General features: G+C 65.7%; 27 protein-coding genes and 1 pseudogene. 25 read left to right on the top strand and 3 right to left on the bottom strand.

Features of this window, described 5'->3' with window-relative positions; translation table 11 throughout:
- Positions 1 to 187 precede the first annotated feature (187 nt).
- From ACXAJT_RS17515 to ACXAJT_RS17445, 15 genes are all read left to right on the top strand, one after another.
- Positions 188 to 1,675, top strand: a complete 1,488-nt coding sequence (locus tag ACXAJT_RS17515) for a replicative DNA helicase (RefSeq protein WP_475237300.1) — start codon at positions 188 to 190, stop codon at positions 1,673 to 1,675.
- A gap of 183 nt (positions 1,676 to 1,858) precedes the next feature.
- The gene (gene alr / locus ACXAJT_RS17510) at positions 1,859 to 2,896 is read left to right on the top strand and encodes an alanine racemase (RefSeq protein WP_475237298.1); all 1,038 of its coding nucleotides are present in this window, start codon (positions 1,859 to 1,861) and stop codon (positions 2,894 to 2,896) included.
- Positions 2,893 to 3,699 (top strand): MlaE family ABC transporter permease, encoded by an 807-nt coding sequence (locus tag ACXAJT_RS17505; protein ID WP_475237297.1) that lies wholly within the window; start codon positions 2,893 to 2,895, stop codon positions 3,697 to 3,699. The genes alr and ACXAJT_RS17505 overlap by 4 nt, the downstream gene beginning before the upstream one ends.
- Positions 3,696 to 4,442: an ABC transporter ATP-binding protein gene (locus ACXAJT_RS17500; protein ID WP_475237296.1), complete on the top strand. Its 747-nt coding sequence runs from the start codon at positions 3,696 to 3,698 to the stop codon at positions 4,440 to 4,442. Before ACXAJT_RS17505 ends, ACXAJT_RS17500 begins: the two co-directional genes overlap by 4 nt.
- 38 nt (positions 4,443 to 4,480) lie before the next feature.
- Complete coding sequence (locus ACXAJT_RS17495) at positions 4,481 to 4,870, top strand: hypothetical protein (RefSeq protein WP_475237295.1); 390 nt, start codon at positions 4,481 to 4,483, stop codon at positions 4,868 to 4,870.
- Positions 4,871 to 4,982: 112 nt separating this feature from the next.
- Positions 4,983 to 5,441 carry a paraquat-inducible protein A gene (locus ACXAJT_RS17490; protein WP_475237293.1) on the top strand — a complete coding sequence of 153 codons (459 nt, stop codon included), beginning with the start codon at positions 4,983 to 4,985 and terminating at the stop codon, positions 5,439 to 5,441.
- A 257-nt stretch (positions 5,442 to 5,698) separates the two neighbouring features.
- Positions 5,699 to 6,496 carry a DNA repair protein gene (locus ACXAJT_RS17485; protein WP_475237292.1) on the top strand — a complete coding sequence of 266 codons (798 nt, stop codon included), beginning with the start codon at positions 5,699 to 5,701 and terminating at the stop codon, positions 6,494 to 6,496.
- A gap of 134 nt (positions 6,497 to 6,630) precedes the next feature.
- Positions 6,631 to 7,998, top strand: a complete 1,368-nt coding sequence (gene radA / locus ACXAJT_RS17480; RefSeq protein WP_066107038.1) for a DNA repair protein RadA — start codon at positions 6,631 to 6,633, stop codon at positions 7,996 to 7,998.
- A gap of 59 nt (positions 7,999 to 8,057) precedes the next feature.
- Positions 8,058 to 8,630: a CvpA family protein gene (locus tag ACXAJT_RS17475; RefSeq protein WP_475237290.1), complete on the top strand. Its 573-nt coding sequence runs from the start codon at positions 8,058 to 8,060 to the stop codon at positions 8,628 to 8,630.
- A 305-nt stretch (positions 8,631 to 8,935) separates the two neighbouring features.
- Positions 8,936 to 10,411: an amidophosphoribosyltransferase gene (gene purF / locus ACXAJT_RS17470; protein WP_475237470.1), complete on the top strand. Its 1,476-nt coding sequence runs from the start codon at positions 8,936 to 8,938 to the stop codon at positions 10,409 to 10,411.
- Between the two features lie 163 nt (positions 10,412 to 10,574).
- Complete coding sequence (locus ACXAJT_RS17465; RefSeq protein WP_475237289.1) at positions 10,575 to 10,823, top strand: amidophosphoribosyltransferase; 249 nt, start codon at positions 10,575 to 10,577, stop codon at positions 10,821 to 10,823.
- Positions 10,824 to 10,903: 80 nt separating this feature from the next.
- Positions 10,904 to 11,551 carry an SDR family NAD(P)-dependent oxidoreductase gene (locus ACXAJT_RS17460; protein WP_475237288.1) on the top strand — a complete coding sequence of 216 codons (648 nt, stop codon included), beginning with the start codon at positions 10,904 to 10,906 and terminating at the stop codon, positions 11,549 to 11,551.
- A gap of 166 nt (positions 11,552 to 11,717) precedes the next feature.
- Complete coding sequence (surE, locus tag ACXAJT_RS17455) at positions 11,718 to 12,503, top strand: 5'/3'-nucleotidase SurE (RefSeq protein WP_475237286.1); 786 nt, start codon at positions 11,718 to 11,720, stop codon at positions 12,501 to 12,503.
- Positions 12,500 to 13,144 carry a protein-L-isoaspartate(D-aspartate) O-methyltransferase gene (locus tag ACXAJT_RS17450; protein WP_475237285.1) on the top strand — a complete coding sequence of 215 codons (645 nt, stop codon included), beginning with the start codon at positions 12,500 to 12,502 and terminating at the stop codon, positions 13,142 to 13,144. The genes surE and ACXAJT_RS17450 overlap by 4 nt, the downstream gene beginning before the upstream one ends.
- Positions 13,145 to 13,207: 63 nt before the next feature.
- Positions 13,208 to 14,401 (top strand): peptidoglycan DD-metalloendopeptidase family protein, encoded by a 1,194-nt coding sequence (locus ACXAJT_RS17445; RefSeq protein WP_475237284.1) that lies wholly within the window; start codon positions 13,208 to 13,210, stop codon positions 14,399 to 14,401.
- Positions 14,402 to 14,477: 76 nt separating this feature from the next.
- On the opposite strand, the gene ACXAJT_RS17440 is transcribed toward ACXAJT_RS17445, so the two are convergent.
- Positions 14,478 to 15,221 (bottom strand): hydratase, encoded by a 744-nt coding sequence (locus ACXAJT_RS17440; protein ID WP_475237283.1) that lies wholly within the window; start codon positions 15,219 to 15,221, stop codon positions 14,478 to 14,480.
- 578 nt (positions 15,222 to 15,799) lie between these two features.
- Here ACXAJT_RS17440 and cyoA point away from each other — a divergent pair.
- The 5 genes from cyoA to ACXAJT_RS17415 are packed head-to-tail and all read left to right on the top strand — an operon-like array spanning position 15,800 to position 20,642.
- Complete coding sequence (cyoA, locus tag ACXAJT_RS17435) at positions 15,800 to 16,882, top strand: ubiquinol oxidase subunit II (RefSeq protein ID WP_475237282.1); 1,083 nt, start codon at positions 15,800 to 15,802, stop codon at positions 16,880 to 16,882.
- Positions 16,872 to 18,869, top strand: a complete 1,998-nt coding sequence (gene cyoB, locus ACXAJT_RS17430; RefSeq protein WP_475237281.1) for a cytochrome o ubiquinol oxidase subunit I — start codon at positions 16,872 to 16,874, stop codon at positions 18,867 to 18,869. Before cyoA ends, cyoB begins: the two co-directional genes overlap by 11 nt.
- Positions 18,866 to 19,495 carry a cytochrome o ubiquinol oxidase subunit III gene (gene cyoC / locus ACXAJT_RS17425; RefSeq protein WP_475237280.1) on the top strand — a complete coding sequence of 210 codons (630 nt, stop codon included), beginning with the start codon at positions 18,866 to 18,868 and terminating at the stop codon, positions 19,493 to 19,495. Before cyoB ends, cyoC begins: the two co-directional genes overlap by 4 nt.
- The gene (cyoD, locus tag ACXAJT_RS17420; RefSeq protein WP_475237279.1) at positions 19,495 to 19,896 is read left to right on the top strand and encodes a cytochrome o ubiquinol oxidase subunit IV; all 402 of its coding nucleotides are present in this window, start codon (positions 19,495 to 19,497) and stop codon (positions 19,894 to 19,896) included. Before cyoC ends, cyoD begins: the two co-directional genes overlap by 1 nt.
- Positions 19,896 to 20,642, top strand: a complete 747-nt coding sequence (locus ACXAJT_RS17415; RefSeq protein ID WP_475237278.1) for an SURF1 family protein — start codon at positions 19,896 to 19,898, stop codon at positions 20,640 to 20,642. Before cyoD ends, ACXAJT_RS17415 begins: the two co-directional genes overlap by 1 nt.
- Before the next feature lie 85 nt (positions 20,643 to 20,727).
- Here the strand turns inward: ACXAJT_RS17415 and ACXAJT_RS17410 are convergent, their stop codons facing one another.
- Positions 20,728 to 21,417 (bottom strand): fumarylacetoacetate hydrolase family protein, encoded by a 690-nt coding sequence (locus ACXAJT_RS17410; protein WP_475237277.1) that lies wholly within the window; start codon positions 21,415 to 21,417, stop codon positions 20,728 to 20,730.
- 188 nt (positions 21,418 to 21,605) lie between these two features.
- On the opposite strand from ACXAJT_RS17410, the gene ACXAJT_RS17405 reads away from it, so the two are divergent.
- The 5 genes from ACXAJT_RS17405 to ACXAJT_RS17385 all read left to right on the top strand — a co-directional run bounded on the left by ACXAJT_RS17405 (position 21,606) and on the right by ACXAJT_RS17385 (position 26,287).
- A complete protein-coding gene (locus tag ACXAJT_RS17405) occupies positions 21,606 to 22,907 on the top strand; it encodes a replication-associated recombination protein A (protein ID WP_475237276.1) in 1,302 nt (433 codons plus the stop codon).
- A gap of 108 nt (positions 22,908 to 23,015) precedes the next feature.
- Positions 23,016 to 23,570 (top strand): IS110 family RNA-guided transposase, encoded by a 555-nt coding sequence (locus tag ACXAJT_RS17400; RefSeq protein ID WP_475237469.1) that lies wholly within the window; start codon positions 23,016 to 23,018, stop codon positions 23,568 to 23,570.
- A 457-nt stretch (positions 23,571 to 24,027) separates the two neighbouring features.
- Positions 24,028 to 24,225, top strand: coding sequence for a hypothetical protein (locus tag ACXAJT_RS17395; protein ID WP_475237275.1), 198 nt, complete (start codon positions 24,028 to 24,030; stop codon positions 24,223 to 24,225).
- On the top strand, positions 24,215 to 24,904 hold the full coding sequence (locus ACXAJT_RS17390; RefSeq protein ID WP_475237273.1) for a recombinase family protein: 690 nt from the start codon (positions 24,215 to 24,217) through the stop codon (positions 24,902 to 24,904). Before ACXAJT_RS17395 ends, ACXAJT_RS17390 begins: the two co-directional genes overlap by 11 nt.
- A gap of 21 nt (positions 24,905 to 24,925) precedes the next feature.
- Positions 24,926 to 26,287, top strand: a complete 1,362-nt coding sequence (locus ACXAJT_RS17385; protein ID WP_475237468.1) for a recombinase family protein — start codon at positions 24,926 to 24,928, stop codon at positions 26,285 to 26,287.
- A gap of 17 nt (positions 26,288 to 26,304) precedes the next feature.
- Here the strand turns inward: ACXAJT_RS17385 and ACXAJT_RS17380 are convergent.
- Positions 26,305 to 26,770: pseudogene (locus ACXAJT_RS17380) on the bottom strand (transposase); the annotation flags it as partial.
- Positions 26,771 to 26,853: the final 83 nt, after the last annotated feature.

Raw genomic sequence — 26,853 nt, 5'->3', positions numbered from 1 at the left:
ACCAGAGCAGGCGCGGGAGGTCGGGCACGTTTCCGGTTTTCCCAAAACAGTCCACAGAGATTTCCAGATTGGTCCGTGACCCGCGGCGCGGTATGACGCTGGCACCTGCGGGACTCGGGGGAGCCAGCGGGGCATCAAAGGGACAATAAGACGTCGGGCCATGGCGACATGGGCCAAGGGGACAGGCATGAACGATCAAAGCGTATTCAACGCCACGGGCGTCGAGGTCGAACAGGCCGACACGATGCCGCATTCGATCGAGGCCGAGCAACAGCTGCTTGGCGCGATCCTCACCAACAACGACGTTTATGACCGGGTCGCGGCCATCCTTGGCCCGCAGCATTTCTACGATCCGGTGCACCGCCGCATCTTTGAGATTGCCGCGGCGCGCATCGCCAAGAACAACCTCGCCTCGCCGGTGACGCTGAAGGCGTTCATGGAAGACGACGAGGGGCTGAAGGAACTGGGCGGGCCGGCCTATCTCGCGCGCCTCGCCGGCGCCGCGGTCTCGAGCTTCGCGGTGCGCGACTATGCGCAGATGATCTACGATCTCGCGGTGCGCCGCGATCTGATCGGGCTGGGCCGCGACATCTCGGCCCGCGCCTCCAAGGTCGATGTGAAATCCGAGCCGCGCGAGCAGATCGTCGCCGCCGAACAGGCGCTCTACAAGCTCGCCGAGCAAGGCCAGACCGAGGGCGGCTTCCAGTCGTTCCTGCGCGCGGTCACCGACGCGGTGAACGTGGCCAACGCCGCCTACCAGCGCGAAGGCGGGTTGGCCGGTGTCTCCACCGGGCTCATCGATATGGACAAGAAGCTGGGCGGGCTGCACCCGTCGGACCTTCTGATCCTCGCCGGACGTCCGTCGATGGGGAAAACCTCGCTGGCCACCAACATCGCCTTCAACATCGCCAAGGCCTACAAGAAGGGCACCCGCCCCGACGGCACCGAAGGCGCGATTGAGGGCGGCGTCGTGGGGTTCTACTCGCTCGAGATGAGCGCCGAGCAGCTCGCCGCGCGTATCCTGTCGGAAGCCGCCGAGGTGCCTTCCGAGCAGATTCGCCGCGGTGACATGACCGAGACCGAGTTCCGCCGCTTCGTCGATGCCGCGAAAAGCCTCGAGGCCTGCCCGCTGTTCATCGACGACACGCCCGCCATTCCGATCGCCCAGCTTGCGGCCCGAGCGCGGCGTCTGAAGCGGACTCACGGGCTTGACGTGCTGATGGTCGACTACCTGCAGCTGGTGCGCGGCACCGCCGACAACCGGGTGCAGGAGATCGCCGAGATCTCCATGGGCCTGAAGGCCATCGCCAAAGAGCTCAACATCCCGGTGATCGCGCTGTCGCAGCTGTCGCGGGGTGTCGAAAGCCGCGACGACAAACGCCCGCAGCTTTCCGACCTGCGGGAATCGGGCTCGATCGAACAGGACGCCGATGTGGTGATGTTCGTGTTCCGCGAGGAATATTACGTCGAGCGCGAAAAGCCATCGGACGACCGGCTCGACGAAATGGCCGCCTGGCAGGAACGCATGGAGCGTCTGCACGGCAAGGCCGAGGTGATCATCGGCAAGCAGCGCCACGGCCCGATCGGCACGGTGGAACTGAGCTTCGAGGGCCGGTTCACCCGCTTCGGCAACCTCGTGCGCCCTTGGCAGAACGGCGACGGCGACACGTTCTAAAGCCCGCCACAGCGTCCAGCGCCAGCCTCTTCGTCTAGACGCAAATATCCCACGGGGGTGCGGGGGTGTGAAACCCCCGCTTTCCCCGCGCCAGAGACGTCGCGCCCACAGCCCGGCGCCGACACCGCCCCCAGCGGCGCTTTCCCTCTTGACGCTCCGCGCCTGCCCGGCAATCAACGCGCCATGGCACAGGCACAGCTCACCATCGATCTCGATGCGATCCGCGCCAACTGGCGCGCTCTCGACGCCCTCTCCGATTGCGAGACTGCGGCGGTCGTCAAGGCAAACTCTTACGGTCTCGGCGCCGACCGCGTCGCGCCGATGCTGGCGCGCGAAGGCGCGCGGCGGTTCTTCGTCGCCACCTGCGAGGAAGGCGCCGAACTGCGCAAGACGCTGGGGGACGGCGTCGAGATCAACGTCTTTGGCGGCCACATGGCGGGCGACGCGGCGCTGATCCAGGGCGCAGATCTGATCCCGATGATCAACTCGATCGACCAGATGCTGCGCCACGTGGAAAGCTTGCCCGGCCACCCCTTCGGCGTGCAGCTCGACAGCGGCATGAATCGGCTCGGCTTCGAGGCCGACGAATGGCTGGCGCTGCGCGACGTTGCGATGAAGCAAAAGCCGCGGCTGATCATGTCGCATCTGGCCTGCGCCGACGAGCCGAACCACGGCATGAACGCTCACCAGCTGCGCAATTTCCGCGAAATGACCGACGGGCTGGACGCGCCGCGCTCGCTCGCCGCGACGGGCGGAATCCTGCTGGGCCGCGACTATCATTTCGATGTCACCCGCCCCGGCATTGGCCTCTACGGCGGCCTGCCGTTCAAAGACGCGCAACGCGTCGCCGCGCTGCACATCCCGGTGATCCAGACGCGCGAGGTGAAAACCGGCGAGTCGGTGGGCTATGGCAATGCCTTCGTCGCCCGCGCGCCGATGAAGGTGGCGACGATCTCCGCGGGCTACGCCGACGGCCTGATCCGCGCCCTCGCCCCAAAGACCTATCTCTGGGCCGGCGAGACCCGCTGCAAGCTGCTGGGCCGCATCTCCATGGACCTGATCACCGTCGATGTCAGTGCGGTCGACAAGGTGCCCGAGACGCTCGAGCTGCTGGGCCCGCACCAGACCGTCGATCATCTGGCCAACCATATCGACACCATCGGCTACGAGATCCTCACCTCGCTCGGCAACCGCTACGCGCGGGTTTACCGCGGCGAATGAGCCTTGGCGCCATCCTCGCCGCGGCGGTCGTCGCGCCGCTTGGGGCGCTCGGCCGTGGCGTGCTGCGGGCACTGGCCTCGGCGGGACGGCTGACGCTGTTTAGCCTGTCGGCCCTCAGCCACATCCTGCGCCCGCCCTTTTATGGCCGCGAGGTCCTGCAGGCGCTGCTGCACGTGGGCTGGCTGTCGCTGCCGGTGGTGGGCATGACGGCGGTGTTCACCGGTGGCGCGCTGGCGCTGCAGATCTACTCGGGCGGAGCGCGCTTCAACGCCGAGGCTGTGGTGCCGCAGATCGTCGCCATCGGCATGGTGCGCGAACTGGGGCCAGTGCTGGTGGGGCTGATGATCGCCGCGCGCGTGACCTCGTCGATCGCCGCCGAGATCGCCACGATGAAGGTGACCGAGCAGATCGACGCGCTGGTCACCCTGTCCACCGATCCGATGAAATACCTCGTCGCGCCGCGGCTGCTGGCGGCGCTAATGACGGTGCCGCTGCTGGTCGCGGTGGGAGACGTGATCGGCATCGCGGGCGGCTATGCCGTGGCGACCAGTTCGCTGGGCTTCACCCCGGTGGCCTACCTGCAGAACACGCTCGATTTCCTCGAACCGCTCGACGTGCTCTCGTCGCTGGCGAAGGGCGCCGCCTTTGGCGGCATCGCGGCGCTGCTCGGCTGCTATTACGGCATGCACTCGGGCCGCGGCGCGCAGGGCGTGGGCCGCGCCACCAAAGCTTCGGTCGAGGCCGCCGCGATCCTTATCCTCGCCGCGAACTTCCTGCTGACGGGGGTGTTCTTCTCGGCATGATCACTCTGACCAACCTGCACAAGAGCTTTGACGGAACGCCGGTGCTGCGCGGTGTCGACCTGCACGTGCCGACGGGCAACTCGATGGTGATCATCGGCGGCTCCGGCACCGGCAAATCTGTGTTGCTCAAATGCATCCTCGGGCTGACCCGGCCCGACGGCGGCCGCATCGACGTGGACGGACAAGACATCACCCATGGCCCCCGCGACGCGCTGATGCCGCGCTTCGGCATGCTGTTTCAGGGCGCGGCGCTCTTCGACTCGCTGCCGGTTTGGCAGAACGTCGCCTTTCGGCTGCTGCGCGGCAAGCTGCGCCGCCCCCGCCGCGAGGCGCGCGAGATCGCCATCGCAAAGCTCGCCCGCGTCGGCCTTGGCGCCGAGGTCGCCGACCGGCTGCCCGCCGAGCTTTCGGGTGGCATGCAGAAACGCGTCGGCCTTGCCCGCGCCATCGCCGCCGATCCCGAGATCATCTTCTTCGACGAGCCGACAACCGGGCTCGATCCGATCATGGCCGGGGTGATCAACGAGCTGATCCGCGAGATCGTCACCGAGATGGGCGTCACCGCGTTGACCATCACCCACGATATGACCTCGGTGCGCGCCATCGCCGACCATGTGGCCATGCTACACGGCGGCAAGGTCCGCTGGACCGGCCCGATCGCCGAGATGGAGGCGGCCACAGACCCTTACCTGCAGCAATTCATTCACGGCCATAGCCACGGTCCGATCGAGACCCTACGATAGCGCCGATATGATGCAGCCCGTCTAACACAGGCCGTGCGATGCCCCTCTTCGAGCCCACTCCACTTCTTCTCTCCTTCATCGTCCTGAAAAGTTTCGGCTACCCGATGGCGCTTGGCCTTCTGGCACTGCTGCGCGCGCTGGTGGCCCGGGGGCCGGCGCAACTCGCCGCGCTGCCCTCGCTGCTGCTGGCGGCGCTTGTGCTCTTCGGCAACATCGCTCCGGCGCTGCAATTGACGCACACAGCGCTCTACCCGCCGCTGTCGCGCGCCCTGAACCTCGGTCAGGGTCTGCCGGCGCTGCTGCTGGCCTCCGCCCCGCTGGCGCTGAGCGCCGCCCTGCCGGGCCCCCGCTGGCGCTGGATAGATGCGGCGCATATGGTGCTGTTCATCGCCCTCGCCGCCCTCTGGCTTGCCACCCGATACGTCTGACCGCCCGCCGCTTCTTCTCTTTGCAAATACGCCGGGGGTGAATGCGGCGCAGCCGCAGAGGGGGCAGCGCCCCCTCCCTGAGACTCCTCCCTGAGACCCATCTCTGCCGCCCATGCTGAAATACACCAATCTCGCCCTCCTGCTGCTGTACCCGATCGCCTGGACCGCGCCGCTGATGCGCGCCGGGGTGCTGCCGCTGTTCGCGCTGTCGGAAATCAGCGTGCTGTCCGGCATCGCGGCGCTTTGGCACAGCGACATCTTCCTTGCGCTCATCGTCGTGCTCTTCGCGCTGGTGGCTCCGATGGTGAAGGTTGGTGGCCTCGCATTGATCCAGTTCGGCCATCTGCCGCGCCGCCGCCTGCCGCTGATCAACGCTCTGGGCAAGCTCGCCATGGCCGACATATTTCTGGTGGCGGTCTATGTGACGGTGGTCAAAGGCATGGGGGTCGGCCGCATCGAGACCGGATGGGGCCTCTATCTTTTCACATTCTGCGTGCTTGCCGCGCTGGTCGTCGGCCTTTCCGAGAGCCGCGGACCGGCCGCGAGGCCGCTCCCCAGCGACGCGGATTGAGAAAGATCTGAAAGTTTTTCTGAGCAGCCTGATAAAAAAGATCAGGTTAATTTCACCCTAGGAACTGCATTAAACACGCCTTTTACCCCTCTGAGGGGTAAAGTTTTTCGGGAACAATTGCAATTCTGCCACTTTGATTGTTGCACCTTGCAAGTGGCGATCTCATTAAAGTTAACTTTTTCCTCTCCTTTCGGTACACTCGACCTATTCTAATCACAAACGGTTCATTCTTTGGCTTTTCTTTGGGAGTCCCCCGCATGGTGTCCCAACTTCGCGACGCAGGTCTCGCCCTGCACTACATCCTGCAAAGGCTGGCGTTCATCACTGTGGGCGTTATCGGTCTCGCTTTACTTATCTGGACAGGCGCCGCTGCGGCCGGGCTCGCTCCCTGGCTTGAAGTCGATCTGAGTATTGGTGGTCAACCGCTTGAAAACGCGGGTGTCTGGGTGCAATGCGGCCTTTCCGGCATTGCCCTTGTGCTGATGTCCTTTTTGCCCAACGCGGCGCATGTCATGGCGCTGGAGCGCTCGCATCGATCCTTCCAGATCGGTATGCGCGACATTGCCCGTGCCTATACCCTGTCGCATCGTGCCGACCGCGAGGGTGTGTTCAAGCTGCAATCGGAGTTCGATTCGGTGCGTGAGCGTATCGCCTACCTGCGCGACCACCCCGATCTGGCCGAACTAGAGCCTTCGGTGCTCGAGGTTGCGGCGCAGATGAGCCACGTCTCGCGCGATCTGGCCCGCACCTATTCCGACCGCAACGTACAGCGCGCACAGGATTTTCTTGTGGCGCGTCAGCAGGAGGTCGAGGACTTCAACCAGCGGATCGAGAAGGCGAAGACCGCCGCTGTCGAGATCCGGCGCTGGCACGAGCGGCTGGAGCTGGACGAGTCGATTGCGCAGGCGCAGCTTGCCCGGCTGGTCGACGAGCTAGAGGATATCCTGCCGGAAATCCTGCCCGAAACCACGGTCAGCCTCGACGCCCCGGTGCCCGAAGAGACCGAAGCGCCAGCGCCTGACCGCGTCGTCTCGCTGCCGCGCGCGGCAGAATGATCTGCGCCGGAGGGGGCGCTGCCCCCTCTGCGGCTGCGCCGCATTCACCCCCGGCGTATTTTCAAAGAGAAGAAGAGCTTGGCCATCTCGCAGCGGCGCTTGCACCGGACGCGGCAAGCGGGCAGAAACCGGCCATGGCCAAAGCATCACCGAATTTCGTCTGTCAGTCCTGCGGCAACATCACCTCGAAATGGTCGGGGCGATGCGATGCCTGCGGCGAATGGAACACCATCACCGAAGAAGTGCCGCTGTCGCAGGGCCCCTCGGGAAAGGCGCTTGGCGCGACGCGGGGGCGCAAGGTGGCGCTGTCGGATCTGGCCACCACCGAGGCCGCCCCGCCGCGCACCGCGTCGAAGATAGATGAGCTCGACCGCGTGCTGGGTGGCGGACTGGTGCCGGGCTCGGCGATCCTTGTGGGAGGCGATCCGGGCATTGGCAAATCCACTCTGCTGCTGCAGGCGGCGGCGGCGTTCTCGCGCGCCGGGCAGAAGGTGATCTATGCCTCCGGCGAGGAAGCGCGGGCGCAGGTGCGCATGCGCGCCCAGCGTCTGGGACTGGCCGAGGCGCCGGTGCAACTGGCCGCCGAGACCAATCTGCGCGACATTCTCACCACGCTCGAAGCCGAAAAGCCGGGGCTGGTAATCGTCGACTCGATCCAGACCATGTGGGTGGACAACGTGGCCAGCGCGCCGGGCTCGGTGGCGCAGGTGCGCGCCGCGGCACATGAGCTGACCACCTTTGCCAAGCGCCACGGCACCTCGGTGATCATGGTCGGCCACGTCACCAAGGACGGGCAGATCGCCGGGCCACGCGTGGTCGAGCATATGGTCGACACCGTGCTCTACTTCGAGGGCGAGCGCGGCCACCAGTTCCGCATCCTGCGCTCGGTAAAGAACCGCTTTGGCCCGGCCGACGAGATCGGCGTCTTCGAGATGACCGGCGGCGGGCTCGCCGAGGTGCTGAACCCTTCGGCGCTGTTTCTCAGCGAGCGCGGCACGCCGGCGCCCGGCTCGGTTGTGTTTTCCGGCATCGAGGGCACCCGGCCGGTGCTTGTCGAGTTTCAAGCGCTGGTCGCCCCCACCCCGCAGTCGCAGCCGCGACGCTCGGTGGTCGGCTGGGACGGAGGGCGGCTGGCGATGATCCTTGCGGTGCTGGAGGCGCGCTGCGGCATCCCCTTTGCCGGGCTCGACGTCTACCTTAATGTCGCCGGCGGCATGAAGATCAACGAGCCAGCGGCGGATCTGGCCGTCGCGGCGGCGCTGCTGTCCGCGCGCGAAGATATTGCCGTGCCGCCGGAAACCGTTGTTTTCGGGGAAATCAGCCTCTCCGGCGCGCTGCGCCCGGTGGGCCAGACCGAAAACAGGTTGAAAGAGGCGCAAAAACTTGGTTTTTCCAACGCGATCCTGCCAAAGGGCGGAAAGGCCACGGGCAAAAGCGGCATGTCGCTGAGCCAGATGCCCGATCTGGTCACATTGGTAGGAGAGGTGTTCGGCGCCGGTTGAGGCGCCGCATCGGTCAGTACGCACAAGACAGTAAGCACAAGACGAGGGGCGCGAGGCGCATGGACGGATTCACTATCATCGACGGGGTGGTCGCGCTCGTCATCGTGCTGTCGGCGCTGCTCGCCTACTCGCGCGGGCTGGTGCGCGAGGCACTGGCGATCCTCGGCTGGATCGTCGCGGCGATCCTTGCCTTCATCTTCGCGCCGCAGGTGCAGCCGCTGGTCAAGGAAATCCCGGTTCTGGGCGACTTCCTCGCAGACAGCTGCGAGCTGTCGATCATCGCCGCCTTCGCCGCGGTCTTTGCGCTGGCGCTGGTGATCGTGTCTCTGTTCACCCCGGTGTTTTCCAGCCTCGTGCAGCGCTCGGCCCTTGGCGGGCTGGATCAGGGCTTGGGCTTTCTGTTCGGCGTGGCGCGGGGCGTGCTGCTGGTGGCCATCGCCTTCTTTGTCTACGACACGGTGATCACGTCTCAGGACATTCCGATGGTCGACGACTCGCGCTCTGCCGCAGTGTTCTCGCAGTTCACCGACCGTATCGAGGATCAGAACCCCGAGGCGGCGCTTGGCTGGATCACCCTGCAGTACGAACAGCTGGTCGGCGTCTGCGAAGCCCCGGCTGGCAGCGACGCCTGATCGCCTGTCCCCGCTGGGGCGATGCGGCGCACAGAGATAACACAGAAATAACCACGCAAAAGCCGCGCTTTCGGGCGCGGTTTTTTCTTGCTTTAGAAACGCATCTCTCGGGGCACTGATGCGTGGCCAAAGCAGCACGGGTGACGCTACGGCCACGAAGTCGCGCACAAGTGTTAGCGCCCCCCTTGCCTTGCCGCGGCGCGGCGTGCATATGCGAAGCTTCCGTGACACAGGCCCTCCATATCAGTATGAGGGGGCTGTCCCCAGCCTAATTGGATTCGGAGCTGCCCTTGTCCGATCGCCAGATGCCCCCCGCTCATCCCTTTGATTTCGACGCCGTCGATGCCGACAAGCTGCATGAAGAGTGCGGCGTGTTCGGGGTCAACGGGGTCACCGACGCGGCGAATTTCGTCGCCCTCGGCCTGCACGCGTTGCAGCACCGGGGACAAGAAGCCGGCGGGATCGTCTCTTACGCCCCCGACCACGGGTTCAACTCGGCCCGTCGCTTCGGCTACGTGCGTGACAACTTCACCCGCGCCTCGCTGATGGAAACGCTGCCAGGCGAACTGGCCATCGGCCACGTGCGCTACTCGACCGCCGGCTCGAAAGGCGCGGCGATCCGCGATGTGCAGCCGTTCTTCGGCGAGTTCTCGATGGGCGGTGCCGCCATCGCCCACAACGGCAACATCACCAATGCCGAGGCGCTGCGCCGCGAACTGATCGAGCGCGGCTCGATCTTCCAAAGCTCGTCGGACAGCGAATGCATCATTCACCTGATGGCGCGCTCGCTTCAGCGCGACATCCCGGCCCGCATGGAAGACGCGCTGCGCCGCGTCGAAGGCGCCTTCTCGGTGGTCGCCATGACCCGCACCAAGCTCATCGGCGTGCGCGACCCGCTGGGTGTGCGCCCGCTGGTGCTCGGCAAGGTCGGCGATGACGGGTATGTGCTCAGCTCGGAAACCTGCGCGCTCGACATCATCGGTGCCGACTACGTGCGCGAGATCGAGCCCGGCGAGATGGTCGTCATCTCGGGCGGCAAGGTCGAGAGCCGCCGCCCCTTCCGGTCGCAGTCGTCGAAATTCTGCATCTTCGAGCATGTTTACTTCTCGCGCCCCGACTCGATCATCGGCGGTCGCTCGGTCTATGAGACCCGCCGCCAGATCGGCGTCGAACTCGCTCGCGAAGCGCCGGTCGAAGCCGACCTCGTCTGCCCGGTGCCCGACAGCGGCACCCCGGCGGCCATCGGCTTTGCACATGAGAGTGGCATCCCTTACGGCATGGGGATCATCCGCAACCAGTACATGGGCCGGACCTTCATCGAGCCGACCGAGCAGATCCGCAACATGGGTGTGCGCCTGAAGCTCAACGTCAACCGCGCACTCATTCGCGGCAAGCGGGTGATCCTGGTCGACGACTCGGTGGTGCGCGGCACCACTTCGCGCAAGATCAAGGAGATGATCCTCGATGCCGGCGCTGCTGAAGTGCACTTCCGCATCGCCAGCCCGCCCACCGCGTGGCCGTGCTTCTACGGCGTCGACACTCCGCAGCGCGAGAAACTGCTCGCCGCGACCATGTCCGAAGAAGAGATGTGCGAGCATCTGGGCGTCGACAGCCTAAAGTTCATCTCGCTCGACGGTCTCTACCGTGCCGTGGGTGCCGGAGAGACCGGACGCAACAACGCCTGCCCGCAATATTGCGACGCCTGCTTCTCGGGCGAATACCCGGTCGAGCCGGCGGATATGATCGAGAAGGGCTTCAAGCTCAAGACCGCGGCGGAGTGACGCGGCGGCTGCGCGCCCCGTCGCCGGGGCGCCAGCCGAACTCGGCCTATGACGCAACGTGACAGGCACCCCACGGGGACGTGACCACACGTCCCCCTTTTTTATGTCTGCCTGCCTTCCTTAATTTGCGGCACCCACCGCGGCACGAAAAGGAGAGACGGCCATGGCAAGTTCCACCCCCGGCAAAGTCGCATCCAGCGCGACGACCAAAGCACCTCTGCCGCGCGGCCTTGCGTTGCTTGGCGTGCGCGGCTCGCAACGCGATCCCCGGGCCTTGGTGCGCCTGTCCAGTGGCCGGGTGGTGATCGTCGGGGTTGGCTCGCGCATCGGTCGGCAGAAGGTTGTCGCCATCGACGAAGACCGTATCGCCCTCTCCAGCGGCGGCGCCGCGCAATGGCTCGAGGTGCCCTGACCAGCGCCGGGTGATTGCGGTGAGCCGCATGACAACGCACGGCAATTGACATTCCCGCGCCGCCCAGAGAAAGAACGGTCATGAGTGAACAGATCGCCCTTGTCACCGGAGCCTCGCGCGGGCTGGGTTTTGCCCTCGCCGAAGCTCTTGCGCCGTCCTATCACGTGGTTGCCGTCGGTCGGACGATCGGCGGTCTCGAAGATCTCGACGACCGGATCAAGGCCCGCGGCGGTGCCGCTACGCTGGCCCCGATGGACATCACCAAATCCGATGCCATGGCGCAGCTGTGCCGCTCGATCTACGATCGCTGGGGCGGTGCGGCGCTTTGGCTGCACACCGCTGTGCATGCGGCGCCGCTGACCCCGACCAGCCATCTCGACGCCAAGGACCTCGAAAAGTCCATCGCCACCAACCTGACGGCGACCGGCGTGCTGATCCCCTTTATCGCGCCGCTGCTGGGCGAGACCGGGCGCGCGGTCTTCTTCGCGGACGATCACACCGGCGAGAGATTCTACGGCGCCTACGGCACCACCAAGGGTGCGCAGATTGCGCTGGCCCGCAGCTGGCAGGCGGAAAGCGCCAAGATCGGCCCGCAGGTGGACATCGTGCAGCCGCTGCCGATGAACACCACCACCCGCATGCGGTTCCACCCCGGTGAGGACAAAGAGGCGCTGGCCTCACCCTACGCCGAGGCGGCGCGGCTGCTGTCTGAACTGGGCCTCGCGTAACAGGCGTGCGCGCGCGGCACCATTGCTGCCGCGCCAACGGGCGCCGCGCGCTACTTCTGGGACACACCTGAGACCGGATCGCATCAGCGCCGCCTTGCAGCCGTGGTGTGCCTTGCCCCGCCGCAGGCCATTCCCTATGCAAGTCCCATAACAGGGACCCCACTTCATGCGCATTCTCATCACCAACGACGACGGCATCAACGCCCCGGGGCTGACCGTGCTGCACGCCATCGCCGAAGAGGTCGCCGGACCGGATGGCGAGGTCTGGACTGTCGCCCCGGCCTTCGAGCAATCGGGCGTCGCCCATTGCATCAGCTACACCCACCCGATGATGATCGCGCAGATGGGGCCGCGCCGATGGGCCGCCGAGGGCAGCCCCGCCGATTGCGTGCTGGCCGGGCTGCACGACGTGATGAAGGCGTGCCCGCCCGATCTGGTACTCTCGGGAGTCAATCGCGGCAACAACGCCGCCGAGAACGCGCTCTATTCCGGCACGCTCGGCGGCGCCATGGAAGGCGCGCTGCAGGGGCTGCCGTCGATCGCCCTGTCGCAATACCTCGGCCCGCGCACCCGCGAGTTGGAGAACCCCTTCGAGGGCGCCGCCGCACATGGCGCCGAGGTGGTCCGCCGCATTCTCTCCGCGGGCACCGAAGCTGATGGCGACTACCGGCTGTTCTGGAACGTCAACTTCCCGCCCTGCCCTGCCGCCGAAGTGCTGGGCACCCGCGTCGTGCCGCAGGGTCGCCGCGCCGGCACCAATTATGCGGTCGAGCCACATATGTCGCCCTCGGGCCGGCGCTTTTTGTGGATCCGCGGCGGCGACCAGCGCCAGCCCGCACCCGCTGGCACCGATGCCGCCGCCAACCTCGATAGCTACATCTCGGTCACGCCGATGCGAGCCGACCTCACTGCCCACGATGCGCTCGCGGGGCTGGAGGACGCCTTCGCATGAGTTTCGACGCCGAAGCCAAGATGCAGCTCTTGTTTGCCCTGCGCTCACGCGGGGTGACCGACAGCCTCGTGCTGGAGGCGATGGAGAAGATCGACCGCGGCCTCTTCGTGAAGGGCTATTTCACCGACCGCGCCTATGAGGACATGCCGCTGCCCATCCCTTGCGGGCAAACCATCTCGCAGCCCTCGGTCGTCGGGCTGATGACGCAGGCGCTGAACGTGTCAAACCGCGACAAGGTGCTCGAGGTCGGCACCGGCTCTGGCTATCAGGCCGCCATCCTCAGCCAGCTGGCGCGCCGGGTCTATACCGTCGACCGCCATCGCCGCCTCGTGCTGGAGGCGCGCAAGGTCTTCGACACGCTTGATCTGTCGAACATCACCGCCTTCACCGCCGACGGCAGCTTCGGGTTGCAAGAGCAGGCGCCGTTTGATCGCATTCTGGTGACCGCCGCCGCCGAGGACCCGCCCGGCCCGCTCTTGGCCCAGCTGCGGATTGGCGGTATCATGGTGTTGCCCGTGGGGCAGTCCGACACCGTGCAGCACCTGATCCGGGTGACGCGCACGGAACAGGGCTTTGATTACGACGAATTGCGCCCCGTGCGCTTCGTGCCGCTGGTGGAAGGTCTGGCCAAAGAGAGCTGACCGCCGCCGAGAGCCATTTACGAGACGTCCCGGCACAAGGGGCGCAGTTGAGGATCGAGACAGATGGACGACAGCCTCCGCAATTCCTCCGCCCGCATCGCCGGGCCGCTGGCCGCAGCCGCCCTGCTGGCGGCCTGCTCCGGTCCGCTCGACTACGACATGCGTGGCCGCATGGGCGGCACGGTCGACACTTCGCAGGCGGCGCTGTCCGCCAGCACCGCCGACCGCCCCGAGCCCGACGCCCGCGGCGTGATCTCCTACCCGAACTATCAGGTGGCCGTGGCGCAGCGCGGTGACAGTGTCGCCGCTGTTGCCAGCCGCGTCGGCCTGCCCGCGGGCGAGCTTGCGCGGTTCAACGGCATGCAGGCCGACGACGTGCTGCGCGACGGCGAAGTGCTTGCCCTGCCGCGCCGGGTTGCCGAACCCACCGGCGGCAACGTCGATATCGCCGCGCTTGCGGGCAACGCGATCGACAGCGCCCCCGCGACCAACCCGTCGCGCGCCACCGCCGTCACATCCTCGACGCTGGCGCCCGCACCGACCGGCAGCACCGCTGCGACCGGCGCCGAACCGATCCGCCACAAGGTGCAGCGCGGCGAGACCGCCTATACCATCGCCCGTCTTTATGGCGTGACGCCAAAATCGCTGGGCGAATGGAACGGCCTCGATTCCAACTTCACGCTGCGCGAGGGGCAGTATCTGATGATCCCCGTGGTCGAGCAGCAGGCGACCCGCGCCGAGCGCGTGACCGTGTCGCCGGGCAGCGGCTCGCCGACGCCAGAGCCGCCGTCCTCCAGCCAGCCGCTGCCGCAGGACGAACCGTCGCGCGCGGCACAGACCGCCAGCGCCGCAAGCACGCCGTCGCAACCCGTCGCCGACATCGGTCAAGCCAGCGTCACGAACTCCAACGCGCTGATGGCGATGCCGGTGAACGGCTCTATCGTGCGCGAGTATTCGAAGGGCCGGAACGAAGGCATCGACATCTCGGCCCCGGCGGGCACCGCCGTGAAGGCCGCTGCCAGCGGCACCGTCGCCGCGATCACCCGCAACACCGAGAACGTCCAGATCGTGGTGATCCGCCACCCCGACGAGCTTCTGTCGATCTATACCCACCTTGACGGGCTGCAGGTCGAAAAGGGCGATGCCGTAAGCCGCGGGCAGACCATCGGCTCGGTGCGCGCCGCCGACCCCGCCTTCCTGCACTTCGAGGTGCGCAAGGGCTTCGACAGCGTCGATCCGATGTCCTACCTGCGCTGAGCGCACCACATCAACGCGAAAGGCCCGGCATCTGCCGGGCCCTTTTTTGCGAACTGGCGTGATGCGCTGCGCCGGCTCAGACGAGAGAGACCGAGACCTCGCCCAGCCCATCGATACGGCCCGACACTGCGGTTCCGGCCGGGAAATAGGGCAGCCCGCACAGCGAGCCGGTGATCACCACCTGCCCCGGCTGCAACCCGCCACAGTGATCGCCCAGCACCTCGCAGAGCAGCCGGAGGTTGGCCAGCGCCGAGCCGCCGGGCACCGTCGCCTCTCCGTCCAGAAGCCGCGTCTCGCCCGCGTCGCACCACGCGGCCACGGTCCCGAAATCGCTGCCGTCCCACGCATCGACCCGCGGTCCAAGCACCAAGCCCGCGTTGACCTGCATGTCCGCCAGCTTGAGCGCCGGCTCGCCCGCCGCTGCGCCTTCGAGACGGGTGTCCACCAGTTCGATCGCCACACGCGGCGCAAAGTATTCCTGAACCGGCGCAGGCAGGCCGTTCGCGGGAAGCGGCTTCAGCAGTTCGAAGGCCACCTCCAGTTCGATGCCCATCTGGCCGCGGACCGTGACGGTGCCGCCATCGGCCACCACATCCGCCGCGGCGATTGGCGCCACAGTTGGTGCCAGCGCGCCCTTCCCGGCGCCAACCTTGAACCCCGCCACCGCGCCGCGCGCTTCGGACACCAGTTGCTGCACCACAAGACAGTCATCGCGCTCGTGCGGCACAGCCATGTCCGCCGCGGGGGCGAAACGGCGGCCGGTCTCGAAAGATTGCTGCAGTGCGGCGGCAAAAGCGGTCATCGGGCTGGCGTCGGACAAGAGGCTCTCCTAAGGACAAAAGTCGGTGTCAGGCGGCCCCGGCACCCGGAGCCCTGTGTGCGGTCGGCTTAGACCATTCCCCGGCGGCAGCCAAGCGGCGGCGAATCTTTGCCAGTGCTCGGCGCGAGTCTGCGAGAACCCGCACCTCCTGTGCGCGGGCGTCCCGCCGAACACCATGCAAGCTGCGGAACCTTTTGTTCAATTTTTTGTGTCAGCCACGGAGCTGCGAACCCGAGGCGCTGCGGGCACCGGCAAGGTTTTGCCCAAGCGTTTGCCGGGGGCCGTGTCCACAGCAGCGTGAAAATCCTGCGGCTTTCCGCATGTTTTCGCTAGAAAGTACGCACTTTCCCGGTCTATTTCCAGCGCGCGCAGCGAGCGAGTCGCTGCGCCGCACGTTCCGTCACAGACAGCTGATCGGCAAAGATGTGCGACGGAATGACCTATTCGGTTCGCGCTCGCAGCATTCTACGCGCGTGCCACCTTATACCGGACGCGCCCGTGCTGAGTGCGCCCGAACTCTTCTCCCGGGCTGGCCTCCTCCTCTCACCTGTCGGCCCGGAAAGACTTGCGAGGCTGACTTGAGACTATCGTTCAAAATTCCGATCCTGCTGGGAGCGGTCGCGAGCCTGTCGGCGTGCCAGTACGACGTGCTGGCCCCGTCGGGCTGGGTGGCCGCCGAGCAGCGTGATCTGCTGGTCATTTCGACCCTGCTCATGCTGATCGTGATCATCCCGGTCATCTTCATGGCCATCTGGTTCCCGCTGCGCTACCGCGCGGACCGTCCGGACCAGTCCGACTACGCCCCCACGTGGGCGCACTCGACGCGTCTGGAATATGTGCTGTGGGGGGTGCCGATCATCATCGTCGCCATCCTTGGCGTCTACACCTACATCTACACCCACCGTCTCGACCCGTACCGCCCGCTGCAGGCGTCGGAAATCGGTTCCGAGATCGGTGAGCCGCTCGAGGTCGAGGTCGTGTCCCTCGACTGGAAATGGCTGTTCATCTACCCCGAGCTGGGCGTTGCCTCGGTCAACGAACTGGCGGTCCCCGCCGGGCGTCCGCTGAACCTGCGCCTGACCTCCTCGACCGTGATGACCACCTTCTCGGTCCCCGCGCTCGGCGGCATGATCTACACCATGGCCGGCATGGAGACGAAGCTGCACCTCATCGCCGATGAGGAAGGCACCTTCCACGGCCAGGCCGCGCACTACAACGGCCCGGGCTTTGCCGAGATGCGCTTCGACACCGAAGCGATGAGCGATGCCGACTTCGACCAGTGGGTGGAAACCGCCCGCGCGTCGGGAGACGCGCTGACCCGCGCGTCTTACCTCGACCTCGAGGTGCCGACGATGGCGGAAGACGTGCGCTATTACGGCACGGTTGACGAAGGCCTTTTCGAGCGCATCCGCGGTCTCTGCGTCGAGCAGGGCAAGGTCTGCATGGATCAGATGATGATGCAGGACGAGATGGGCGGCGGCGGCCTCGAAGGCATCGCCAACAAGCACATGTACGAGTACGACGAGCAGCGCGCGATCGATGTCTACGGCAACCCGATCGGCACCCCGTCCGAACCCGCAGCCCCCGCACACGAGGGCCACGAGGACGGTGTGAACCTGTCCATGAACACCCATGAGGGAGAGGCGCACGATGGCCACTGAAGGACACGTCCAAGCCCCCGAGACCTGGTCGCCGATCTTCGGCCGGCTGACTCTCGACTGGATTCCGCTACACGAGCCGATCCTTGTCGGCACCTTTTCGGCCATCGTTCTGGGCGGCATCGCCGCGCTGATCCTGATGACCTACTTCAAACTCTGGGGTCCGCTCTGGCGTGACTGGATCACCAGCGTCGACCACAAGAAGATCGGCATCATGTACATGGTGCTTGGCTTCATCATGTTCATCCGCGGCTTTGCCGACGCGCTGATGATGCGCGCCCAGCAAGCGCTCGCGGCCGGCGGCGCCGAGGGCTACCTGCCCCCGCACCACTACGATCAGGTGTTCACCGCGCACGGCGTGATCATGATCTTCTTCGTGGCGATGGCCTTCATCACCGGCATCATGAACTACGTCATGCCGACGCAGATCGGTGCCCGCGACGTGGCCTTCCCGTTCCTCAACAACTTCTCGTTCTGGATGACCGTGGCAGGCGCGCTGCTGGTGAACATCTCGCTGTTCATCGGTGAGTTTGCCCGTGCTGGCTGGCTGGCCTTCCCACCGCTTTCCGGATCGGCCTTTGCCGCCGGACCGGGGGTGGACTACTACCTGTGGGCGCTGCAGATCGCCGGTGTGGGCACGACGCTTTCGGGCGTGAACCTGCTGGCCACCATCTTCAAGATGCGCGCCAAGGGCATGAAGCTCTTTGACATGCCGGTCTTCACCTGGACCTCGCTGTGCACCAACGTGCTTATCGTCGCGGCCTTCCCTGTGCTGACCGCCACGCTGACCATGCTGACGCTCGACCGTTACTTCGGCTTCCACTTCTTCACCAACGATCTTGGCGGCAACGCCATGATGTACGTGAACCTGATCTGGATCTGGGGTCACCCGGAGGTTTACATCCTGATCCTGCCGATCTTCGGCGTGTTCTCGGAAATCGTGCAGACCTACTCGGGCAAGCCGCTGTTCGGCTACAAGACGATGGTCTGGGCAACCGCCTGCATCATGGTTCTGTCCTTCGTCGTGTGGCTGCACCACTTCTTCACCATGGGCTCCGGCGCCAATGTGAACACCTTCTTCGGCATCACCACGATGATCATCGCGGTGCCCACCGGCGTGAAGGTCTTCAACTGGCTGTTCACCATGTACAAGGGCCGCGTGCAGTTCGAGGTCCCGATGCTCTGGACCACCGGCTTCATCGTGACCTTCGCCATCGGCGGCATGACCGGCGTTCTGCTGGCGGTTCCGCCGGTTGACTTCCAGCTGCACAACACGCTGTTCCTCGTCGCGCACTTCCACAACGTCATCATCGGCGGCGTGGTGTTCGGGGTCTATGCCGCCGTCACCTTCTGGTGGCCCAAGGCCTTCGGCTTCAAGCTCGACGACAAATGGGGCCGCCGGACCTTCTGGTTCTGGTGCGTGGGCTTCTACTTTGCCTTCATGCCGCTCTATGCGCTCGGCCTGATGGGCGTGACCCGCCGCCTGCAGAGCTACATGGACCAAGCTTGGCAGATCTACTTCATCGTCGCCGCCTTCGGCGCGGTGCTGATCGCCTGCGGCATCGCCTGTGGCTTCATCAACTTCGCCGTGTCGATCCTGCGGCGCAAGGAACTGGCCTGCGGTCCCGACCCGTGGAATGCGCGAACCCTCGACTGGGCGACCCAATCGCCGCCGGCCAAGTACAACTTCCCGCAAGATGTGGTGGTTTCCGGCCGCGACGCCTTCTGGAAAATGAAGCAGGACGGCTTCAAGTGGTCCACCAACTACGCCGACATCCACATGCCGAACAACACGGCCACCGGCGTCATCATCGCCGCCATGGCTCTGGTCTTCGGCTTTGCGATGGTCTGGTACATCTGGTGGCTCGCCGTGATCTCTTTCGTGGCAATCGTCGCGACCGCGATCGCGCACACCTTCAACTATAACCAGGATCACTGGATCCCGGCGGCATCCGTCGCTGAGACTGAAGCGAAGGGAGGTGCAGCATGACCATGCTTGACACTCCGCTGACCGGACGTGTGGAGGGGCCTGACGGCCCCGACCACCACCCCGATCATCACCACGAGAGCCCCACGCCCATCGGGTTCTGGATCTACCTGATGAGCGACTGCATCATCTTTGCGACGCTGTTCGCGACCTATGCAGTGCTGGGAAACAACTTCGCCGGCGGTCCGGGTCCGAAGGACCTGTTCGAGCCGGGCTTCGTCGCCGTCGAAACCGCGCTGCTGCTGTTCTCGTCGGTGACCTTCGGCCTCGCCATGCTCAAGGCCGACAAGCACGACATGGATGGCACCACCCTGTGGCTGGTGGTCACCGGGGTGCTGGGCTTCGGCTTCATCGCGATGGAGCTTTACGAGTTCAATCACCTGATCCACATCGGCGCGGGCCCGGACCGCTCGGGCTTCCTGTCGGCGTTCTTCCTGCTCGTCGGCACCCATGGTCTGCACGTCACCTTCGGCCTGATCTGGCTGGTGGTGATGATCGCGCAGATCCGCATGAAAGGCATGATCCCGGCCAACATGCAGCGCCTGTCGACGCTGAGCATGTTCTGGCACTTCCTCGATCTGGTCTGGATCGGGGTGTTCTCCTTCGTCTATCTGGTGAGGTTGATCTGATGAGCGCACATTCCGAAGCATCGCACGGCACCATGGGCACGCTGATGACCGGTTTCGCCCTCGCGGTGATCCTGACAGTCATCCCCTTCGCTCTGGTGATGATGGAAACCGACATGTCGCCCATCTGGCTGATCGGCATCATCATGGGTCTGGGCGCGATCCAGATCATCGTTCACTTGGTGTATTTCCTGCACCTCAAGAACGACACCGAAGGCGGCTGGACCATGGCGGCCACCGTTCTTGCAGTGGTCATCGTCGGCATCGTTCTGGCGGGCTCGCTCTGGGTCATGCACAATATGAACGAGAACATGATGCCGATGAGCGAAGGCAACATGGTGATGGACCCCGAAGCCACGCCGGGCGCAAGCATGTCCGGCGAGCACGGCGCGGGGCACAACTGATGGGCGCGGCGGCGCATAAGCCCGGCGCGCAGCGCCGCCGCTGGCCGCTCATCGCGGTGGTGACGCTGGTGGCGCTTGCGGCGCTTATCGGCTTCGCCTCGCTGGCGATCTGGCAGGTTCAGCGCCTGCACTGGAAGGTCGCTCTGATCGAGAGGGTCGAGGCGCGGGTCGATGCCGCGCCCGCCCCCGCCCCCGGCCCGGACGACTGGGCCGGGATCACCGCCGAGAGCGCCGAGTACCGGCATGTCTCTCTCAGCGGCACCTTCCTCAACGAAGAGGAAGTGCAGATTTACACCCCGGCCGACTTCGGCCCCGCCTATTGGATACTGACCCCGCTGCGCCGCGACGACGGCACGGTGGTCATGGTCAACCGCGGGCTGGTGCCGGAGCAACTGAAAGACCCCGCCACGCGCGACGCGCCCGAAGGCACACAGACCGTCTCTGGCCTGCTGCGCATCTCGGAAAGCCAGGGCTGGCTCTTTTCGCGCGACAATGATCCAGAGAACGGCCAGTGGTACCGCCGCGACATCGGCTCAATCACCCAGGCCAAAGGCTTCGAGAACGCCGCGCCCTATTTCGTCGATCAAGACCGGGGCGAGGACGCGCAGGCCTGGCCGCGCGGCGGGCAGACGGTGGTCAGCTTCCGCAACGCCCACCTGAGCTACGCGCTCACCTGGGCCGGTCTCGCGCTGATGGTGCTGGCCGCTTGGGGGCTCTTCATCTGGACAGAGTTCCGCCGCCGCTGACCCAGCCACTCGGCCTCTTTCAAAACAGAAAAGCGCCAGCCGATCCGGCTGGCGCTTTTGCTTTTGTCGGGCCCTGCGGCCGTCTTCAGCCGATGGAGATCTCCAGCGGCGCCAGTCCCTCGATCTCCACCGCGCAGGTGTCGCCGCGCTCCAGCGCGCTGACCCCGGCGGGCGTGCCGGTGTAGATCAGATCGCCCGGCTTCAGTTCAACCAGCCCCGACAGGAAGGAAATCACTTCCGGCACCGACCAGATCATCTGCGCCAGATCACCGTTCTGCCGCTCTTCGCCGTTGACCGCCAGCCGCAGCCTGCCCGCGTCGAGATGCCCGACCTGCGCCACCGGGTGCACCGGACCGCAGACCGCCGCGTAGTCAAAGCCCTTGGCCATGGTCCACGGCCGGCCCTTCTTCTTCGCCTCGGCCTGCACGTCGCGGCGCGTGAGGTCGATGCCCGCGGCATAGCCCCAGACACAGTCCAACGCCTTGTCCTCGGGAATATCCGTTCCGCCCTGCCCCAGTGCCACGACCAGTTCGCCCTCGTGGTGCAGATCGGCGGTCGCCGGCGGATAAGGGATCGCATCGCCGGCCTCGGCGATCGTGTCGATCGGCTTGTCAAAGAAGAACGGCGGCTCGCGGTCCGGATCATGGCCCATCTCGCGCGCGTGCTCGGCGTAGTTGCGCCCGACGCAGAAGATGCGGCGCAGCGGAAAGCGCGCTTCGCTGCCTGCAACGGCGACGCTGGGGGTTTCTTGCGGGGCAAAGACGTAATCGGTCATCGGGCACTCCTTGGATGGGCAAGGCGCGCCCCGCGAGACGGGCGCGCCAAGGTGCGCAAACGTCTAGCAGGTCAGCGGGCAAAGGACAGGGACTAGAAGCAAGATTGATAGGCCGATCAGCCCGCATTTGCCCGCCCCCGCCGTATCTGCTAGCGCATCGGGCAACGCCCGCAGATGAGACCCCGACCATGAGCGATCTTTTCGACACCGGCCCGAGGCTCGGCCGTACCCCGCTTGCCGCCGCGCTGCGCCCAGAGACACTGGACGACATCATCGGCCAGCCGAAGCTGGTCAAGCCGGGCTCCATCCTGCGCCGCCGGATCGCGGCCAACGCGCTCGGCAGTCTGATCCTCTATGGCCCGCCGGGCATCGGCAAGACCACCATCGCCCGCGCCGTCGGCAATATGCTGGGCAAGGAATTCCGCCCGCTGCACGCCACCCGCGACGGGGTGAAGGAACTGCGCAAGATCGCCGACGAGGCGCGCATCCGCCCGCTGCTGATCTTCGTCGACGAGGTGCATCGCTTCTCGGCCACGCAGGCCGATGACCTGCTGTCGATCTGCGAGGAAGGCACCGCCGATTTCTTCGGCGCCACCACCGGCAACCCCTACCACGCGCTGCCGCCCGCGCTGGTCTCGCGTTCGGTCATTCTCAAGCTAGAACCGCTGAGCATCGAGGAGATGGAGCAGGTGGTGCAGCGCGGCGTCGATCATCTGGCGGCGCAGGGCATCGACGTGCGCCTGCGCCCCGAGCAGCGGCGGCTGATCGCCGGGCGCTCGGGCGGCGACGCGCGGCGCGCGCTGACCACGCTGGAAAGCCTTGCCGTCGGACATGACGGCACGGTCGAGGTCAGCGATACGATGATCGAAGAGGCCTATGAGGCGGCGGCGATCAACCACGACCGCTCGGGCGATCAGCATTACGATGTGGTCTCGGCCTTCGTGAAATCCATGCGCGGCTCGGACGCCGATGCCACGCTCTACTGGCTGGCCCGGCTGATCCATGGCGGCGAAGACCCGCGCTACATCGCACGGCGCATCATGATCCATGCCTCCGAGGACGTCGGTCTTGCCGACAATACCGCGCTGCAGACCGCCGTCGCCGCCTCGCAGGCGGTGGAAAAGATCGGCTATCCCGAATGCCAGATCATCCTTGCCCACGCCGCGCTGCATGTCGCCCGCGCGCCGAAGTCGGGTTCGGTGGCGCGCGGCATCGGCGCGGCGCTCGGACACGTGACCAGCGAAGCGCCCGCCGCGGTCCCGCTCTACCTGCGCGATGCGCATTACAAGGGCGCCGAGAGCCTTGGCCACGTGGGCTACAAGTTCCCCCACGACGATCCACGCGGCTGGGTCGAACAGGAGTATGCGCCGGGGGTCCCGCAAGGCGCATTCTACCAAAGCGACGCGCGTGAGGCGGCGACTTTTGAAAAGCGCGCCGATGCTTTCTGGGAGGGCATCACCGGTGCCCCGCAACCCCGCCGCCGGTTCTGACGTCGGGGGGCTTTTCACCTCGTGGCGGGGCTTTGATGGAGGGTTGGCTAGCCCCTCCTGCCGGCACTTGTGCCAGGTTGATCCATGAAGGATCAGAAGGAAACGGCTATGAAGGAAGTCTCGATCATCGCCGTTGACCTGGCGAAGCAGGTCTTTCAATTGCACGGAGCGACAGCGGAAGGCGAAGTCGTGTTTCGCAAGAAGCTGTCGCGCAAACAGTTTCTTGCGTTCATGCAGAGGCATCCCGGATGCCTTGTTGCCACGGATGCCTGCGCGACAGCTCATTATTGGGCGCGGACGTTGGTGCCGATCGGGCACGAGGTGCGCCTGATCGCCCCGAAGTTCGTCAAGCCGTATTTGAAGAACCAGAAGAACGACATGGCGGATGCCGAGGCCATCGCGGAGGCGGCCAGTCGACCAACCATGCGTTTCGTCGAGGTGAAGACACCGGAGCAGCAGGGTCTCGGCATGATCTTTCGGCTGCGTAATCTTCTGGTCGGGCAACGGACGCAGACAATCAACGCCTTGCGCGGACATCTCGCCGAGTTTGGCTTTGTCGCTGCCAAGGGGCGCGAGAACGTCGACAAGCTACGGGCGGCTCTGGAACCGAGCGGCGAGGGTGAGGTGGACCCCATTTCGCGGACACGTTTGCGGCGCTGCTAAGCTTGCCTCTTGATTATGCTGCCGCCTTGAGGCCGGGGCCCTGATCGGCCTAGATCGGTGTTCTGCCTCCAAGTGCCGAATGCGGGCGGTCCGTATTGTACAACTCAATCACAGAACACCCACGGGACCGAGGAGCGCGAGGGGCTCTACCCTTGGCACCCCTGGACGAGGCGAGTTGTTCACGTACACGAGGTGATCGCGAAGGCGGGCTGGGCTGCGTTTCGCTGTAGCCTGAGCGGTATCTCGTCGGACCGACGGCTGGAGGTTCCCGTCTGGATGTTCGATCGGGCGGCCTTCCAGTGCTGGCAAGTCGCGGTGACGCCGGTTGCCTCAGTGGCGGCTTTGCGTGCTCTGGCGGCATTGCTGCACGATGCGGCCGGCGTTCGTGATGGCGCATCGCAAATGCCAGATTCGAGCGCAACATCGAGCTCCCAACAGGCGATTCCGGGAGATGCCGATGCCACGCCGACCAGCACCACAACAGCTCGAGTTGTTCACTCACCACAGCGACGCCGATCTGGTCCCGGCGCCGCACTGGCAGACGTTGCCGGAGGAGGCGCGGGTAACGCTGACCGAACTGATGACCCGCCTGATCCTCGACCACGCCGCCGGCGCTCAGGCGCCTCGCCGGACGGAGGCACGACATGAAGCATGAGAAGATCAGTTCGCACCACCTGGAGCGCAAGGCGATCCTCTACGTGCGACAGTCCTCCGCCCACCAGGTGCTGCACAACCGCGAGAGCGGCGCTCTGCAATATGCGATGCGCGACCGGCTGGCGACGCTCGGCTGGTCCTGCATCGAGACGATCGACGACGACCTTGGCCGGTCCGCGGCGGGCGGCGTTGCGCGGGCGGGCTGCGACCGGATGGTCGCCGAGGTCTGCCTGGGCAAGGTCGGTGCGGTCGCGGCGCGGGAAGCGTCGCGCTTTGCGCGCAACAGCCGCGACTGGCAGCAGCTGATCGAGATGTGCCGGGTCGTCGACACCGTCCTGGTCGACCAAGAGGCGGTATATGCGCCACGCCAAGGCAACGACCGTCTACTTCTCGGTTTGAAAGGAAGTCTCAACGAGTACGAGCTCGATCTGCTGCGGCAACGGTCGCTGTCCGGCCGTTACGAGAAGGCCCGGCGCGGCGAGTTGATCGTTGCGGCTCCCGTCGGCTTCGTGAAGGCCGGCGACAGGCTCGAGAAGGACCCCGACCGCCGCGTCCAGGAGGCCATCACCCTTGTCTTCGACAAGGTGGCCGAGCTCGGCAGCGCGCGGCAGGCCCTGCTCTGGTTCCTGGAGCACGGGCTGGACCTGCCCGCAAGACACGCCAATGGCGACGTGATCTGACGCAGGCCAACCTATGCCACCATCCACCGCATGATCGAGAACCCGGTCTACGGCGGCGCCTACGCCTATGGTAAGACCCGAGTTGTGCCGAGACACGGCGCGGCCGTTCCGCGAACCGGCAGCCGCCGCAAACCGCGCGCTGAATGGCTGGCGCTGAAGCCCGGCGCACACGAAGGTTATATCAGTTGGGAACGGGCAGAGGCGATCCGCGCGATGGTCAGCGACAACACCCCCACGAGCCGGCACCATGGGGCGCCCAAGCACGGCGATGCCCTGCTCGCCGGTCTCTTGCGCTGTCGGCGCTGTGGCCGCAAGCTGACGGTCCGCTACACTGGGGCCAAGCACGACATCCTGCGCTATTCCTGCTGGCGCGGTCTGCTCGACAACGGCGAGCCGCGCTGCATCGCCTTCGGTGGCCTGCGGGTCGACGATGCCATCAAGGATGCGCTGCTGCGGGTGGTCGAGCCGGGCGCCATCACTGCGGCCGCCGAGGCCGAGGCGCAGGTCGCCAGTCGCCGCGATCAGGTTCGCGACGCGTTGGCGCGAGACCTCGAAGCTGCCCGCTACGGTGCCGACCGCGCCTTCCGCCAGTATGATGCAGCCGATCCCGAGAACCGACTTGTGGCGGCAGAACTCGAAGCGCGGTGGAACCGCGCCCTCGCACGCGCCGCCGAGATTGAGGCCAAGATCGCCGCGCATGATTCTGCCACCCCCAGGCCTTCCTCCTTGGCGGCGCTGGATGCCGCCGCGCTCGGCACGGACCTTCGCACTGTCTGGGAGGCGCCAACGACCGATGCCCGGCTCAAGAAGCGCATCGTGCGCACCGTCATCCTCGAGGTGGTCGCCGACATCGACGACGACGCCTCCGAGATCGTCCTTCTGATCCACTGGATCGGCGGCGTGCATACCGAACTGCGCCTGCCGAAGCGGCGTCGAGGCCAGCGCAACAGTACAGCACCCGAGATCATCGCGGCGGTACGTCAGCTCGTTCTCTTGGCCTCCGACGATCTGATCGCCGGCATCCTAAATCGAAACGGTCTGCTGACCGGTCATGGCAACCGATGGACCCGGGAGCGGGTCTCCGCACTCAGGTCGCATCACAAGATCCCGGTGTTCCGCCCGGCTCCCGACGGCACCGAACCCTGGCTCAACCTGACCAACGCCGCGCGCCTGCTCGGCGTCACGACCAAGACACTAAGACTCGCCGCCGAAGCCGGCAGCATCGAGGGCGTTCATCCGTTACCGGACGGTCCGTGGATCTTCGCCCGCGCGGAACTCGGCAAACCGCCAGCCCAGCAATTCACCCAGCGCGCCCGGCAGAACCCCAAACACCCCACCGGATCGCACCCCGATCAGCAAAACCTATTTACTTCAGAGACATAGAGAGATGGGCGCAATGAATCAGGATTGTAGAAGGACATCCGCTTGCCGATGCCTGCCCGGGCCGCAGACCCGGTTTCGAAGGCGTGGAGCTAGACGCTCTTGTATTTCAGCGACCGCCATAGCCGTTCGATCATGACGTTGTCCATCCATCGTCCTCGACCGTCCATGCATTGCCCGGCAGGCGATTGCGAAGCAATCTGCCGAGAGGGGAGACCTTCACCGTCGCGTCCAGCAAGGGCTGAGTGAAGCGCGAGTTGATGAACTGGCTGCCCTGATCGGTGTTGAAGATCTCGGGCCGCCCATGAAGCCGAAATGCATCTTCCAGCGCCTCGATGCAGAACTCGGTGTCCGTCCGGCATGGGCCTCGGACCCATGGCGGCCTCATGCCGAACTGTTTGAGAGCCGCCAGGACAGCACTCGGCGCGTCGCCCAGTCCATGATTGCGACGAGGTAGAGAAAGCCGCGCCGCATGGGGATGTAGGTTCTTTAATTGATCCCCTGCGCTCGTTCAGTTTGTCGTTCCGGTCGGCCGCCTGCAAGGTTCTTTCCGAAGTCATCCGCGAAGG

Source organism: Salipiger sp. ABF4_146 (assembly GCF_056161345.1).
The sequence above is the reverse complement of the archived record's forward strand: the minus strand, read 5'-3'. Positions and strand labels throughout refer to the sequence as shown.

Coding starts and splice junctions, on each gene's coding strand:
- ACXAJT_RS17515 (WP_475237300.1), top strand. CDS start 188: ATGAACGATCAAAGCGTATTCAACGCCACGGGCGTCGAGGTCGAACAG.
- alr (WP_475237298.1), top strand. CDS start 1,859: ATGGCACAGGCACAGCTCACCATCGATCTCGATGCGATCCGCGCCAAC.
- ACXAJT_RS17505 (WP_475237297.1), top strand. CDS start 2,893: ATGAGCCTTGGCGCCATCCTCGCCGCGGCGGTCGTCGCGCCGCTTGGG.
- ACXAJT_RS17500 (WP_475237296.1), top strand. CDS start 3,696: ATGATCACTCTGACCAACCTGCACAAGAGCTTTGACGGAACGCCGGTG.
- ACXAJT_RS17495 (WP_475237295.1), top strand. CDS start 4,481: ATGCCCCTCTTCGAGCCCACTCCACTTCTTCTCTCCTTCATCGTCCTG.
- ACXAJT_RS17490 (WP_475237293.1), top strand. CDS start 4,983: ATGCTGAAATACACCAATCTCGCCCTCCTGCTGCTGTACCCGATCGCC.
- ACXAJT_RS17485 (WP_475237292.1), top strand. CDS start 5,699: ATGGTGTCCCAACTTCGCGACGCAGGTCTCGCCCTGCACTACATCCTG.
- radA (WP_066107038.1), top strand. CDS start 6,631: ATGGCCAAAGCATCACCGAATTTCGTCTGTCAGTCCTGCGGCAACATC.
- ACXAJT_RS17475 (WP_475237290.1), top strand. CDS start 8,058: ATGGACGGATTCACTATCATCGACGGGGTGGTCGCGCTCGTCATCGTG.
- purF (WP_475237470.1), top strand. CDS start 8,936: ATGCCCCCCGCTCATCCCTTTGATTTCGACGCCGTCGATGCCGACAAG.
- ACXAJT_RS17465 (WP_475237289.1), top strand. CDS start 10,575: ATGGCAAGTTCCACCCCCGGCAAAGTCGCATCCAGCGCGACGACCAAA.
- ACXAJT_RS17460 (WP_475237288.1), top strand. CDS start 10,904: ATGAGTGAACAGATCGCCCTTGTCACCGGAGCCTCGCGCGGGCTGGGT.
- surE (WP_475237286.1), top strand. CDS start 11,718: ATGCGCATTCTCATCACCAACGACGACGGCATCAACGCCCCGGGGCTG.
- ACXAJT_RS17450 (WP_475237285.1), top strand. CDS start 12,500: ATGAGTTTCGACGCCGAAGCCAAGATGCAGCTCTTGTTTGCCCTGCGC.
- ACXAJT_RS17445 (WP_475237284.1), top strand. CDS start 13,208: ATGGACGACAGCCTCCGCAATTCCTCCGCCCGCATCGCCGGGCCGCTG.
- cyoB (WP_475237281.1), top strand. CDS start 16,872: ATGGCCACTGAAGGACACGTCCAAGCCCCCGAGACCTGGTCGCCGATC.
- cyoC (WP_475237280.1), top strand. CDS start 18,866: ATGACCATGCTTGACACTCCGCTGACCGGACGTGTGGAGGGGCCTGAC.
- cyoD (WP_475237279.1), top strand. CDS start 19,495: ATGAGCGCACATTCCGAAGCATCGCACGGCACCATGGGCACGCTGATG.
- ACXAJT_RS17415 (WP_475237278.1), top strand. CDS start 19,896: ATGGGCGCGGCGGCGCATAAGCCCGGCGCGCAGCGCCGCCGCTGGCCG.
- ACXAJT_RS17410 (WP_475237277.1), bottom strand. CDS start 21,417: ATGACCGATTACGTCTTTGCCCCGCAAGAAACCCCCAGCGTCGCCGTT.
- ACXAJT_RS17405 (WP_475237276.1), top strand. CDS start 21,606: ATGAGCGATCTTTTCGACACCGGCCCGAGGCTCGGCCGTACCCCGCTT.
- ACXAJT_RS17400 (WP_475237469.1), top strand. CDS start 23,016: ATGAAGGAAGTCTCGATCATCGCCGTTGACCTGGCGAAGCAGGTCTTT.
- ACXAJT_RS17395 (WP_475237275.1), top strand. CDS start 24,028: ATGCCACGCCGACCAGCACCACAACAGCTCGAGTTGTTCACTCACCAC.
- ACXAJT_RS17390 (WP_475237273.1), top strand. CDS start 24,215: ATGAAGCATGAGAAGATCAGTTCGCACCACCTGGAGCGCAAGGCGATC.